The 13,364-nt window shown below is 43.2% G+C and carries 11 protein-coding genes; 5 read left to right on the top strand and 6 right to left on the bottom strand.

Annotation, left to right across the window (positions count from 1 at the left end; translation table 11 throughout):
* Positions 1 to 24: 24 nt before the first annotated feature.
* The 5 genes from rsfS to M5F03_RS14370 all read right to left on the bottom strand — a co-directional run bounded on the left by rsfS (position 25) and on the right by M5F03_RS14370 (position 5,940).
* Positions 25 to 417 (bottom strand): ribosome silencing factor, encoded by a 393-nt coding sequence (gene rsfS, locus M5F03_RS14390; RefSeq protein ID WP_086178424.1) that lies wholly within the window; start codon positions 415 to 417, stop codon positions 25 to 27.
* A 73-nt stretch (positions 418 to 490) separates the two neighbouring features.
* Positions 491 to 1,288: a hydroxypyruvate isomerase family protein gene (locus M5F03_RS14385; protein WP_078191282.1), complete on the bottom strand. Its 798-nt coding sequence runs from the start codon at positions 1,286 to 1,288 to the stop codon at positions 491 to 493.
* A gap of 42 nt (positions 1,289 to 1,330) precedes the next feature.
* Positions 1,331 to 2,200 (bottom strand): NAD(P)-dependent oxidoreductase, encoded by an 870-nt coding sequence (locus M5F03_RS14380; RefSeq protein ID WP_249708729.1) that lies wholly within the window; start codon positions 2,198 to 2,200, stop codon positions 1,331 to 1,333.
* Between the two features lie 32 nt (positions 2,201 to 2,232).
* Complete coding sequence (locus M5F03_RS14375) at positions 2,233 to 3,021, bottom strand: crotonase/enoyl-CoA hydratase family protein (protein ID WP_078194187.1); 789 nt, start codon at positions 3,019 to 3,021, stop codon at positions 2,233 to 2,235.
* A 111-nt stretch (positions 3,022 to 3,132) separates the two neighbouring features.
* Entirely contained in the window at positions 3,133 to 5,940 is a 2,808-nt protein-coding gene (locus M5F03_RS14370; protein ID WP_249708728.1) for a GacS-like sensor histidine kinase, read from the bottom strand.
* 153 nt (positions 5,941 to 6,093) lie between these two features.
* Here M5F03_RS14370 and cysM point away from each other — a divergent pair, with 153 nt between their 5' ends.
* The 5 genes from cysM to M5F03_RS14345 all read left to right on the top strand — a co-directional run bounded on the left by cysM (position 6,094) and on the right by M5F03_RS14345 (position 12,329).
* Complete coding sequence (gene cysM, locus M5F03_RS14365) at positions 6,094 to 7,014, top strand: cysteine synthase CysM (protein WP_078191278.1); 921 nt, start codon at positions 6,094 to 6,096, stop codon at positions 7,012 to 7,014.
* A gap of 32 nt (positions 7,015 to 7,046) precedes the next feature.
* On the top strand, positions 7,047 to 7,865 hold the full coding sequence (locus M5F03_RS14360) for a 3'-5' exonuclease (RefSeq protein ID WP_078194185.1): 819 nt from the start codon (positions 7,047 to 7,049) through the stop codon (positions 7,863 to 7,865).
* 6 nt (positions 7,866 to 7,871) lie between these two features.
* Positions 7,872 to 9,260, top strand: coding sequence for a 23S rRNA (uracil(1939)-C(5))-methyltransferase RlmD (rlmD, locus tag M5F03_RS14355; RefSeq protein WP_249708727.1), 1,389 nt, complete (start codon positions 7,872 to 7,874; stop codon positions 9,258 to 9,260).
* Between the two features lie 33 nt (positions 9,261 to 9,293).
* Positions 9,294 to 11,600 (top strand): RelA/SpoT family protein, encoded by a 2,307-nt coding sequence (locus tag M5F03_RS14350; RefSeq protein WP_078194183.1) that lies wholly within the window; start codon positions 9,294 to 9,296, stop codon positions 11,598 to 11,600.
* 78 nt (positions 11,601 to 11,678) lie between these two features.
* On the top strand, positions 11,679 to 12,329 hold the full coding sequence (locus tag M5F03_RS14345; RefSeq protein ID WP_249708726.1) for a hypothetical protein: 651 nt from the start codon (positions 11,679 to 11,681) through the stop codon (positions 12,327 to 12,329).
* A gap of 62 nt (positions 12,330 to 12,391) precedes the next feature.
* On the opposite strand, the gene secF is transcribed toward M5F03_RS14345, so the two are convergent.
* Positions 12,392 to 13,357, bottom strand: a complete 966-nt coding sequence (secF, locus tag M5F03_RS14340; RefSeq protein ID WP_249708725.1) for a protein translocase subunit SecF — start codon at positions 13,355 to 13,357, stop codon at positions 12,392 to 12,394.
* Between the last annotated feature and the right edge of the window lie 7 nt (positions 13,358 to 13,364).

Below are 13,364 nucleotides of genomic sequence, written 5' to 3'. Positions count from 1 at the left end.
TTTAGGTCGCTTTTTTCTGGAAGCTTAAGCTACAGTTTCTGGAGCTGTACGCCATAAGCTTTCTAAATCATAGAATTTACGTGCTGTAGGTAACATCACATGTACCACTACAAAACCGAGATCAATCAGGATCCATTCTGCATCACGTTCGCCTTCAACACCGATAGGGCGGAATCCAGCTTTACGTGCTTCTTCTGCCACGTTGTCTGCAAGAGACTTAATGTGACGAGTTGAAGTACCGCTCGCAATAACAATCGCATCTGCTACGTTGCTGATTGCTTTGATATCAAGTTCAACAATATCTTTGGCTTTTACATCTTCAAGTGCTTCACGTACAACAGCTAAACAAGCTTGTACATCTTTGATATTTGCGAGATCGTGAGAATTAGAAGCGCTGGGCGATGGTTCTAAATTCATAGAGGGTATGATTTCCTGACAATTTTACATGTTCTAATATAGCGGTTTTGTTGATGAATTTCAAATCAACACGTCATTGACCATTGGCTAAATGAGGGAAGTATTTGTCTTTCCACGCAAAAGAATGTGATGAGTTGCTTCGTGGTCGGTATTCAGCCGCGATGTAACCTGTATATTGGCTTTGATCTAACCATTTAAAAATCTCTGCAAATGGAATCTGCGCCGAGTCAGGTTCATGTCGCCCCGGACAGTCAGCAAACTGTATATGACCGATATCCTGAATATTTTCTGCCAAAGTACTGAGAATATCTTCACCCATCATCGCCATGTGGTAGCAGTCATATTGCATCTTCAAAGTAGAGTGTTGTACAGCTTCAAGCATTTCCTGAGCTTGGGCAATATTTTGGACCAAAAAGCGCGGCATATCAGTGCCATTAATCATTTCAAATACTGGTTGAATATGATGTTCAGACAACATGTGGCACGCCAGTTTGAGGTTGCTCGACAAGGTATTTAAACATGGCAGCAAGTCAGCATCTTGTGGCTGTTTGCCGGCTAAAATATTGACACTCGGTACATTTAACGCAGTGGCATAGCGAATGCATTGTTCTAAGGCCTGATGAAATTGATTTTCACGCCCCGGAACTCCCGCAAGACCATCACCGCCTTGCATCAAATCACCCGCAGGGACATTGATTAAACACAGGCTTAAATCATTGATGGTGAGTTGAGTTTGGATCTGCTCAATACTCAGCTCATACGGAAACTGAATTTCTACATGCTTAAAACCGTGTTCACGAGCCAAAGCAAAACGCTCTAACAACGGCACTTCGGTAAAAATCATGGATAAATTAACCGCGAGCTGTGTCATGTATATCGTCCTTGAAGCAATTTACTTCTAAAGTGGGAGTTGTTAGTTTTGTTCGACATGTTGAATGATGGTAGCTAGATCTTTTTCTGCAAAACCATTGTCCTGATGGGCTTTGAGTTGCGATAAAGCAAGGCTGGCAACAGGGATGCTTAACTCAAACTGGGCTGCCAGTTGGACTGCATTATTCAGGTCTTTAGATAAAGTTTGAACTTTCCATTGCACGGGTTCGTACTGATGCGTTGCCATACGTGGGGTTAAAATCTGAAAGGGTTTTGAATCTGCAAATCCACCTGCAAGCGCTGGTGCTAATAACGTGGTGTCTACACCTGATTTCTCGGCCAATGCGACAGCTTCTGCGATTAACGTGCTATTGGCAGCGACGATCAGCTGATTACAAATTTTGGTGGCTTGACCTGTACCTGAGTCGCCCATGCGGGTAACACGTTGAGATAAAACATTGTAAATCAGACTCAAATCTTGAATCGTTTGAGCATCACCACCGGCAAAGATGACCAAGGTGCCTTGTTCAGCACCAGCTGTGCCCCCAGAAACAGGAGAGTCAATCCAAGTGACTTGTTTCAACTTTGCAGCATGAGCCAATTGATGAGTTTGATTCACAGAAAGACTCGAAAAATCGACAATAATTTGTCCTGCCGCTAAATGATTTTCGATGCTTGCATACACCGCGGCAACAGCAGCATCATCTGCGAGACAAGATAAAACCACAGGATAATGGGCAATCTTGTCCAATTGAAGCGCCGTCGCGCCAATCGCAACCAACTCATCACACGCAGCAGCAGTTCTGTTCCACACCGCAACTTCAAATCCTGCCTGAATGAGACGCGTGGCCATACGGCTACCCATCAGCCCCATACCTAGAAATGCAATTTTTGTATTACGATCAAACGCCATGTGCTGTACTCAATCTATCCTGTGTGACTATTTTACTTATATTGGCGTGGTAAAAACTGAACCTCTGGGTTCTTGTCTTTTTTACGTGCCAATTGGCTGTTTTTGCCGAGCAGTAATTTTAATTGCCAGATTTTTTCTAAGCGTAAAGATCGTTTTGGACTATGTTCCATGGCATCTAGCACTTGTTTTGCCGCTGCCAAGGCATCTGGTGAACGTTGTGATAATTCTTCGGCTAACTGCTGCGCTTGAAGCAAAGGCTGTTCATTTAAATGCGTCACTAAGCCAATATCCTTGGCATATTCTGCGTCAAAAATACGTGCTGTAAGGGTTAATTCCTTGGCTAAATCCAGTCCAATCACACCTTTGAGCGAGCGGGTTAAACCCATATCAGGGACTAAGCCCCAACGACTTTCCATAATCGACATTTGCGTTTTCGGGTGGGCAATACGGATATCGGCAGCCAAGGCAAGTTGCATGCCTGCACCAAAGCAAAAGCCTTCAAGTGCAGCAATCACCGGCACAGGAAGCTGCTGCCAAATCAGGAAGGCTTTTTGAAATAAACTTTGACCGGGTTTTAACAGTTCCCACGCGGCGTAGGCACGATTTTTCGGATCATTTAGGTCAGCCAAATCAATGCCAGCACTAAATACATTGGCTTCACCCGTTAAAATGACACAGCGTAAGCTACGATCTTTTTTTAATTTTTCAGCGGTGCTGACCAATTCTTTGAGCAATGCAAAGCTCATTGCATTACGTTTTTCTGGACGGTTTAAGTAAACCGTTGCAATGCCATTATTTTTTTCTACACGTAATAAAGTCATGGTAATTACTCTTGTTGTTACTGCGCCCGAGCATAGCATGCACCCTGACAGGATACATGACAGTGCAGTCACAACAGAAGCTGGACGGCACTGACTTTAGTCGGACTGCGCTTAATTATTTTGTTTGGCTAAGATTTGTTGAGCTGCGTGTTCAACTTGCCCCATGACATTTTTTAACTCATCAAAACGGTTCAGGGTTTCTTGAACAAAAGCATCATCCGCTTTACGGCGTTCCTTACGTAAGGTCGATACAAATTGCTCAAATTGACCTGAAACCTCTTGGAGGGTCGGAGCGCCCACATAGCGGGTTGCGCCATAAAGCCGATGTAGCACATGCTCTAATTGTGGAAAATCTTCATCTTCGATGAGCTGTGCCATTTCATGGATTTCTTGTTCAAAGCTATCGACGAGCATTTTCAGTAAATCGACCGCAAGGTCTTCTTTATTCGCGGCCAACTGCAAGCTTTGCTGCCAATCTAAAATACTTGGCTCTAGGGCTTCAATCACCGAACTTCGCTCTAAAACGGGCACTTTCTTAAAGTTATCGGTAGTCCATTGGGTCAAGATTTGAATAATTTGATCCATTTGAATAGGCTTGGTGACATAGTCATCCATACCGCTTTGTAGGAGCTTTTGTTTTTCATCAGAGAGCGCATGTGCCGTCAAAGCGATAATTGGAAGGCGCTTATGATTTTCAAAAGTCGACTCAAGAGAACGAATGGCACGCGTGGTATCGACACCTGACATCACAGGCATTTGAATATCCATAAAGATGAGGTCAAAAGCTGCCAAACCTTGCTCTTGGCGAGCCTGAATGATTTCAATGGCTTCTTGTCCACTTAAAGCCTTAGTGGTTTTAACATTTAACTCAGAGAGCAGGGCTTCAAGCACAATCAGGTTTGGTAAATGGTCGTCGACTGCCAAAATATGCAGACCTTGACCATTAAATTCTTCATGTTGCTCTTGATCAAACCACGGCTCATTACTCAACAACTGAATCAGCGCTGTACGGCTGAGTGGTTGATGCAATGGACGGGCACGGTACTCGTTCAACATGTTTGGATCGAGCATCATTTGGTAGCCATAAACCGCTAAGTTACCGCTATAACGATGACGAATTTCTTTGAGTAAGGCTTCAGAGTCGCCGCTATGATCGACGATCAACCAAGTATTTTCATTGGTTTGCAACTGATTGAGGCGACTAAATAAATCTAGGATTGACTGCGTTTCAATATGTTCAACATCATAATTTTCTAAATAATGACGTAGGACATTGGCAGTTGCTGGATGTGCCAAGTAGGAAACGACTTGGAGATTGCTAAATTGTGGATGCACAATTTCAATTTCATCATCGACCATAAAGCGCGCAGTAAACCAGAAGGTTGAGCCTTTTTCTGTTGGGGCACGTTCTTGGTTATCTTCAAAACCAATTTGTCCATGCATCAGGCTGACCAATTGCTTGGAAATGGCAAGACCTAAACCTGTACCACCAAATTGGCGGGTCACAGATGCATCACCTTGCGAGAAGGATTCAAACAGTTTCTTACGGTCGGTACCGCTTAGGCCGATACCACTGTCTTGCACACTAAAGTGCAGCAGACATTGACCGATGTCATCATGCTCCATACGGACACGGACAATAATTTCACCATCTGGAGTGAATTTAATTGCATTTGAAATTAAGTTGGTCAAAATTTGCTTGAAGCGTAGGACATCACCAACCACAAATTTCGGCACATTGTCCGCATAGTAGAAGGTCATATCGATGTGTTTTTGTGCTGCCAATGGCGACAACATATCCATCACATCAAAGACGGCTTCTTCTAAGTCGAATTGCGCAGTTTCGAGTTCTAGTTTGCCTGCATCGATTTTCGAGAAATCAAGCACGTCATTAATTAAAGCCAATAAATGCGCAGAAGATTTACGAATCGTTTGTAGATATAAATTTTGTTCATTACTGAGGTTGCCTTGGCGCAGTAAAAGATGAATAAAGCCATCAATACTGTTCAGCGGTGTGCGCAGTTCATGAGAAATATTGGCCAAAAACACCGATTTTGATTGGTTGGCTTGAATTGCTTGGTCACGTGCTTGACGGTAGGTAATATTTTGCACTTCTAAAGTATCAAGCGTGCGTCTTAAGTCATCTTCCGTTTGTTCGGTATGTTCACGTAGCTCTAAGAAACTGAAATGTAAGCGTTTAACCACATTGGCTATATCACGCTGTAATAACCGGAGTTCTCCAGTACTGTTAATGATCATGTGCTGATCTAGAGTGTCGGCATTTAAACGTTGTAACTGCATGCGAATTTCGTACATTGGTGCGATCCAACGACGGGAATAAAAATTCAAACACAGCAAAAGTAATAAGAGCGTCAATAAACCCGTTGCAATCAACACGATTAACACGCGATAGCGGGCAATTTGCAGCGGTTGATTGTCCAGTTCAATGCTTAACCATGCTGGGGTCTGGGTTGAGTCTGAAATTTTCAGGGCGTAAATATGGTTGCCCTGATGTGCAATCGGTCCGATAAAAGACGCTTTACTGTTTAAAGCAGGCCAAATATCTTGATCTTGAAAGCCAATGCTCAGGCGGTTGTTGCCTTTGAGATCTAAAATCGCGGCACGAATCAAATGTTTTTCGTTCAACATGCTTTGCATGGTATTACGAGCTTGATCAAACTGCCACGGATAATGGTTGAGTAACTCTATGGCAGATTCTGATGTAGGTTGATAGCGCGTCAGAATCGCGACAGCCATTTGTTTTTGTTGTGCTTTGGCTGCATTGGAGGTTTCTGTTATTACCAACATCGCACCGACACAAGCCAAAATGGTGATCGGCACGAAAATAAGTGCAATCAACTGACCATAGGCATGATTTAAGTGTAGGCGTTTAAAAAGCTTTTTGTTGATATTTGACATGGTTTAAGCAGTTTATTCCTTATGCCCCGAATATTAGCATGGATTATTTAAAACTGATTGCGCTTTAATCACTTTCGCGAAAAAGCGAGGCAAATGGGTGCAGGCAAAGGCATTTTTTCATACAATAGGCGCACCTCGATATAGGTGTGAATAATGAGTAATACAACCCCTGATTTTCAAGCAGACGATTTTTTATTAGACCATTACGTCGGCAACACGCCGTTAGTGCGTTTACAGCGTCTGGCAAGTCATACTCAAGCAACAGTATTAGCCAAGTTAGAAGGCAATAACCCAGCGGGTTCGGTCAAAGATCGCCCTGCATATAACATGATTATGCAAGCGGAAAAGCGTGGTCAGATTAAACCGGGTGATACGTTGATTGAAGCGACGAGCGGAAATACAGGGATTGCTTTAGCTATGGTTGCAGCAATGCGTGGCTATAAAATGACCTTGATCATGCCTGCAAGTTCTAGCCAAGAGCGTAAAGATGCCATGCGTGCCTACGGTGCTGAACTGATCGAATCTGAAAACATGGAAGAAGCACGTGATCTTGCCCTTCAAATGGAAAAAGACGGCAAAGGTTTAGTCCTAAACCAGTTTGGTAACCCGGACAATGTGGAAGCACATTACCTTACTACTGGGCCTGAAATTTGGAAACAAACAGGCGGTAAAATTACACATTTCGTCAGCTCAATGGGAACCACCGGGACCATTATGGGGATTTCGAAATATTTAAAAGAACAAAATCCGGATATTCAAATTGTTGGTTTACAACCGTCTGAAGGCTCAAACATTGCTGGTATTCGCCGTTGGCCACAAGAATATCTTCCTACGATTTTTGATCCTTCACGCGTTGACCGTATTATGGATATTCCGCAAATTGAAGCGGAAAAAACGGCTCGTCGTTTAGCACGTACAGAAGGTATCAGTGCAGGCACCTCATCGGGTGGTGCGGTATGGGCTTCAGTTAAATTGGCTGAAGAAAATCCGGATGCCGTGATTGTTTGCATCGTATGTGACCGTGGTGACCGTTACTTGTCGACTGGTCTATTCTCTGTTGTTGATCCTGAATAATTACAGTGGCCGATCGGCACTGGTGAGTACTTATGCGTTTACCTGTTTTAATTTTTGATATCGAAACACTGACAGATTTGAAGTCAGGTGCGCATTTGTATGGACTGGATCTGCCTGAGGTGGATCTAGATGCTGCGCTGACTAAACTGCGTCGCCAAGAGGCGGGAACGGATTTTCAGCGTTTGGCCTTGCATGAAATTGTCTGTATCTCTGGACTATGGATTGATGAAAAGGGCATGAAGTTGTTTTCATTTAGCCGTGAAGACAATAGCGAAGCTGAAATTTTAAAAAAATTCGTTTCTATTTTTGAAAAGCGTCATCCGACCTTGGTCAGTTGGAACGGTTCACAGTTTGATTTGCCTGTGATTTTGTTCCGTGCCATGTATCACGGACTATCTGCACCAAGTTTGTTCGATCAGGGCGAGATTGATACGCAAAAGCGCTATAATAACTACCAGAATCGTTATCATCATCGTCATGTAGATTTGATGGATGTCATGGCCATGTTCCATGGTCGTCATTTTCAAAAACTTGACGATGCAGCACATTTACTCGGTTTCCCCGGTAAACGTGGTGATGGTGGCTACCATGTGCCTGAATATGTACGTGAACAACAGTGGACAGAACTGACCAGCTACTGTGAAGGCGATGTGCTCAATACATGGTTGATTTATTTACGCTGGCTGTTGCTGAAAGGACAGTTATTATTGAATGATCATCAGCACTTGATTCAAAGTACGATTCAATATTTACAAACTCAGCCGCAACACGCTGACTTTTTATTGGTATGGCAGCAAACCTCGCAACGTACCGAATTCACCCAATCTGATTTCCCATCTTCCACACATTAGGTACGCATGAAACACAAAGCCAAACCCCAAAAAGCCCAACAACCCATTTATACATTTCAGGTTGAATCGCTTTCACATGAGGGGCGAGGCATAGCGCACTTTGGCACGCATCCAGATCATCCTGCAGAAAAACACGGTAAGAAAGTCTTTATCCGTTATGCCTTGCCGGGTGAAACAGTGCGTGCGCGTATTACCAATGTCGTTAAGCGTCTTGAAGAAGCAGACAGTCTGGAATTGCTGAGTGAAGAGTCTGCTCTACGGGTTAAACCGGCCTGCCCACATTATGGGGTCTGTGGTGGGTGTAGCATGCAACATATCCATCCCGACGAGCAAATTCGTTTAAAACAAGATGTTTTACAATCACATTTGCAACATTTTGCCGGCATTCAGCCTGATCAATGGTTAGCTCCTTTACGTTCATTGCGTGAAGATTACCGTCGTAAAGCGCGTATTGGTGTGCGTTACCTACCTGCAAAAGATAAGCTCGTGGTCGGCTTTCGTGAGAGCCAGTCAAATAAACTGACTTCGATTGACCGTTGTATGGTGTTGGATCGTGAGTTTGGCTCAATCACCACACTCAAACAACTGTTACAAGGTTTGCAAGGTAAAGCAGATATTGGGCATATAGAACTGGCCATGGGAGATCAAGAAATTGCTCTCCTGATTCGTCATACGGCGGAACTTTGCGCGGAAGATGTCAACCAATTAGTAAAATTTGCGTTACATAAAGAGTGGCAACTGTACTTACAACCTGAGGGACCGGACAGCTTACATCGTGTGGATCATCCCGATGCACCGATGCGTCTGCACTATGGTCTAAGTGACTTTGGTGTGGAATTTGGCTTTAATCCTCAAGACTTCACGCAAGTGAATTCCACGATTAATCCGCAAATGGTGAAACTGGCATGTGAATTGCTTCAGTTACAACAGGGTGAGCGAGTTCTAGATCTGTTTTGTGGCTTAGGAAACTTTTCTTTACCACTTGCTCAATGTGTGGGTTCAACGGGTCAAGTCGTTGCAGTTGAAGGGAGTGAAGAAATGGTTCTGCGTGGTGCAGAAAATGCACAAAACAATGGCCTTTCGCAACTGAAATTTTATTCACAAGATTTAACAAAAGATTTTTCGCATCATTCTTGGGCAAAACAAGGATTTGATGCATTATTGATAGACCCACCACGATCTGGTGCAGAAGAAATAATGCGTTATGTGCCCAAATTTGGTGCAAAAAGAATCGTTTATGTGTCATGTAATCCTGCAACACTAGCACGCGATGCTGGAATGCTGGTACAACAAGGCTACCGTTTGAAAAAAGCGGGTGTCATGGACATGTTTACCCATACAGGGCATGTCGAATCGATTGCTTTGTTCGAAAAAGAAAATCAGATAAACGATTAAAAGTTATGAAGCGTAGAAAACTAGGAGTAGGGTATGGTCACAGTACGTGAACAATTACCTGGACGTCTCAATGAGCTGTCTCAGGAAACGACTGTAGAACATGCCGAGCAAGCACAGCATGATTTAGCTGAATGGCTAGAGCGTGTGAGTGGCATGTTTGACGGGGCTCCTCTAAAGCAACTCGAAGAAGTTGCACATCTGACCTTACAGAATGAACTTGAAACAACGGTCAACCATCGCTCAAATACCTTCTATACGGGTATTGAAATGGCGGATATTCTTGCTCATCTGTATGCGGATGAAGATACGTTATCAGCAGCCATGCTGTATCGAAGTGTTCGTGAAGGCGTAACCAGTTTAGAAGAAGTCCAAAGCAAATTTGGCGATCAAGTGCATGCTTTGGTCAAAGGCACGCTTGCTATGGGTAAGTTGTCTGATCTGATTGAGCAAAATAAACGTCTAGAAGATCATTTTAATAATAACCAACGTGAACATTTGACCGGCATTTATAAAATGCTGATTTCGGTGACCGAAGATGTTCGTGTTGTATTAATCAAACTTTCTGAACGTACCTATGCATTACGTGAGTTGGCGCACTCAACCAAAGAGCGACAAGAGCGTGTCGCACGAGAAATTTTAACCATTTATTCGCCGCTCGCGCACCGTTTAGGGATTGCACAGCTTAAGTGGGAGCTTGAAGATCTCGCTTTCCGTTATCTAGCACCTGAACGCTATAAAGAAATTGCCTCTTTACTGAATGAAAAACGTTTAGAGCGTGAGCAATATATTCAGTTCGTGACAGAAAAGTTGCGTAAAGAACTATTAGATCATGGCATTGAGGCCGAGATTAATGGTCGGGTGAAACACATTTATTCGATTTATCGAAAAATGAAGAGTAAGAACCTGAGCTTTGATCAGCTTTATGACATTCGAGCAGTTCGCGTTTTGGTGGATAATGTACCTGAGTGTTATCACACACTGGGGATCGTTCATCAGATTTGGCGTCATATTCCGCATCAGTTCGATGATTATATTACTAACCCGAAAGCCAATGGTTATCGCTCACTGCATACGGCCGTGATTGCAGAGAACAAATCTTTAGAAGTGCAAATTCGTACGCATAATATGCACGAAGAAGCTGAGCTCGGGGTGTGTTCGCACTTTAACTATAAAGAAGGTTCTAAAACCACAGATTATTCATTTAATCATCGCTTACATTCTTTACGTGCAGTGCTTGAACATTATCAAGAACGAAATGATGCTAGCGCCCATAAAGAAGATGAGGCTTCTGAAAACTTCGAACAAATCCAAGAGTTTGAAGATTTTGAGAAAATCTATGTGTTTAGTCGTGATGGTGATATCAAAGAATTACCACGCGGTTCGACTGTGCTCGACTTTGCCTATCATGTGCATACTGAAGTGGGCAACAAGTGCTATGCAGCACGGGTGAACCAACGTTATGTACCTTTAACCTATACCCTAAAAACTGGGGAACAGGTCGAGATTTTAACCAAGAAAGATCGTGAGCCTAACCGAGATTGGTTGGTAAACTCGCTGGGTTATATCAAGACGGCTCGTGCACGTGATAAGTTGCGTCATTGGTTCCGTCAGCAAGACCGTAGTAAAAACTTGGAAGTGGGACGTGAGATTCTGAATAAAGAATTGTCACGTTTGGCGATTCACCCGAAAAGTATCGATTTGAATGATTACTGCAATCATTTTAATGTGAAATTGGGTGAAGATATATTGATTGGCTTGGTGAGTGGTGACATTAGCTTACATGCCTTAATCAATCAGGTTAACCGTCATATGCACCTCGATCAGGATGAGCCTGAACTGGTGTTAAAACCGACCTTGAACCCACGTGCAAGTCATACGCTTTCGGCGCATGGTATTTTGATTGATGGTTTGGACAATGTAGAACTACACATTGCTCAGTGTTGTCAGCCTGTGCATGGTGAATCGATTGCTGGTTATATCACCCTGAATCGTGGCGTAAGTATCCATAAGGTCGCATGTCCGGATTATATCCGTATGATTGGGCAAGAGCCTGAACGTGCGGTTGAAGCGGATTGGGAAATGCAGCCAACTCGTGGTCAAAGTGTGCAAATCGTGGTGGAAGCTTATGACCGTCGTGGTTTGCTTAAAGATCTGACTCAAGTGATTTTCTCAGACCAAATCAATATTCGTCAGGTGAATACCATTTCCGAGAGTGATGGTATTGCCAATATGAAACTGTTGATTGAAGTAAAGGGCTTGGCGCAGTTGTCGAAACTGTTGGCACGTCTAGAACAACAACCGGGCATTATCAGCGCACGTCGATTGGTACAAGGTAGCTAAAAATAAAGCTGTATAAAAAACCCGCTGCGTGCGGGTTTTTATTATATTGGGGGAGAGAAATTATAAAATTGAATGCTTATGCTGCCTTCAGAGCTTTTTGAAAAGCGTCGACAGAATCTAACACAAGCCATTGACCATTGGGTTGCAACAGGCCCCTTTAAAAATGGTAAAGCTGTGTGTGAACATTTTGGCTTAGCGGTTCCTTTAATTTCCCAATTATTAAATAGTCATCGGCAGATTGGAGAGAAATTTGCACGTGAATTAGAGTCACAATTGGGACTCATTAAGGGAAGTTTAGATAATGAGGTTCAGTTTATAGAACAAGACAAGTGCACTGAGGAGCAAGCAAGCTTGGTCCTTTTTGAAATGCAGGTGGTTGAGACACAGGCATTTTCTTTAAAACCGATTTCAAATGATTCATCTCAATATTCAGCATTATTTAAAAACACTCAAGACCTGTATTTGATTCGCATCACAGCATCGTATTATGCCCCTGTATTACAAGAGGGTTGGCTTGTGGTCTGTGATGAACGGCGAGGGGTAGAGAGATCGGATCTAGCCTGTGTATATTTGCGAAATGGCTTAAATTTAATTTTAAACGTGATACAGCAAACAGATGATACGTGGCAATTTGCAAGTCTAGACCAAAAACGACAGGTGGAATTCCTGCAATCCGATATTGAAAAATTAGATTCTATTATTGCGATTTTGCCTAGCTCATTTATTTAAGGTAGTCGCATAAAAAAACCCATCCGAAGATGGGTTTTGATCTGAACTATAAGTCGAAAAGCTTAAGGAATCTCTTCTTCTTCTTCAAATTCAGGCTTCACTTGTACAATGAAGTCTTGACGGTTCAGGCCACGCCATAACGCGAAGGCTGTACCAATGTAGATTGATGAATATGTACCCACAAATACACCAACAAACATTGCAACAGAGAACCATTTCAGACCATCACCGCCCAGTACCATCATCGCTACAACAACCAGTAATAGTGTCATTGAGGTATGAATGGTACGGCGAAGTGTTTCAGTCAAAGCACTGTTCACAACTTCAAGAGGTTCAGCACCGCGAATCTTACGGAAGTTTTCACGAATACGGTCAGATACAACGATGTTATCGTTGAGCGAGAAACCAATAATCGCGAGTAGCGCAGCCAAAACTGTTAAGTCAAACGGCCATTGCATCATGGCAAAGATACCAATGGTCACCACGATATCGTGGAATAAAGACAGTACAGCACCCATCGCAAGTTTGAACTCAAAGCGAATAGTGACATAAACCAGCATGAGCAGTAGGGCAAGACCTACAGCACCCGCAGAACGCACGTAAAGTTCATTACCGACTTGACCACCCACCACATCGACTTTATGCACTTCTGCTTTATTGCTCGGCAATTGAGCGGCAGTCGTAATGGCTTTGGTTAAGTCTTCAGCTTCAATGTCTTTTTGAACTGGCATACGAACCATCAGGTCGCGGTCAGATCCTAAGGTTTGTACTACAGGATCTTTAAAACCAGCTTTTGTCAGCGCTGAGCTCACATCGGTAGATTTTACTGGTTGACTATAGTTCAACTCTGCTGCCACACCGCCAGTAAAGTCCAAACCGAGGTTTAGACCTTTGGTGCAAATAAAAAAGATACTTGCAAGCGTTAAAATAATCGATATAAAGGCTGCCGGTTTGGCAATCTTCATAAATGGAATAATGCGCTCGTTGTCCGGACGGCCGTATTGTTTCGGTTGAGTATTTTCAGTCATCTTCGAT

Source organism: Acinetobacter amyesii (genome assembly GCF_023499985.1).
Lineage (GTDB): Bacteria > Pseudomonadota > Gammaproteobacteria > Pseudomonadales > Moraxellaceae > Acinetobacter > Acinetobacter amyesii.
This window is presented reverse-complemented; position numbering and strand designations above follow the sequence as displayed.

What these genes read in the sequence shown, in the direction of transcription:
- M5F03_RS14380 (WP_249708729.1), bottom strand. Translation starts at nt 2,200, where the DNA reads ATGGCGTTTGATCGTAATACAAAAATTGCATTTCTAGGTATGGGGCTG.
- M5F03_RS14350 (WP_078194183.1), top strand. Translation starts at nt 9,294, where the DNA reads ATGGTCACAGTACGTGAACAATTACCTGGACGTCTCAATGAGCTGTCT.
- secF (WP_249708725.1), bottom strand. Translation starts at nt 13,357, where the DNA reads ATGACTGAAAATACTCAACCGAAACAATACGGCCGTCCGGACAACGAG.
- cysM (WP_078191278.1), top strand. Translation starts at nt 6,094, where the DNA reads ATGAGTAATACAACCCCTGATTTTCAAGCAGACGATTTTTTATTAGAC.
- M5F03_RS14375 (WP_078194187.1), bottom strand. Translation starts at nt 3,021, where the DNA reads ATGACTTTATTACGTGTAGAAAAAAATAATGGCATTGCAACGGTTTAC.
- M5F03_RS14370 (WP_249708728.1), bottom strand. Translation starts at nt 5,940, where the DNA reads ATGTCAAATATCAACAAAAAGCTTTTTAAACGCCTACACTTAAATCAT.
- M5F03_RS14345 (WP_249708726.1), top strand. Translation starts at nt 11,679, where the DNA reads ATGCTGCCTTCAGAGCTTTTTGAAAAGCGTCGACAGAATCTAACACAA.
- rsfS (WP_086178424.1), bottom strand. Translation starts at nt 417, where the DNA reads ATGAATTTAGAACCATCGCCCAGCGCTTCTAATTCTCACGATCTCGCA.
- M5F03_RS14360 (WP_078194185.1), top strand. Translation starts at nt 7,047, where the DNA reads ATGCGTTTACCTGTTTTAATTTTTGATATCGAAACACTGACAGATTTG.
- rlmD (WP_249708727.1), top strand. Translation starts at nt 7,872, where the DNA reads ATGAAACACAAAGCCAAACCCCAAAAAGCCCAACAACCCATTTATACA.
- M5F03_RS14385 (WP_078191282.1), bottom strand. Translation starts at nt 1,288, where the DNA reads ATGACACAGCTCGCGGTTAATTTATCCATGATTTTTACCGAAGTGCCG.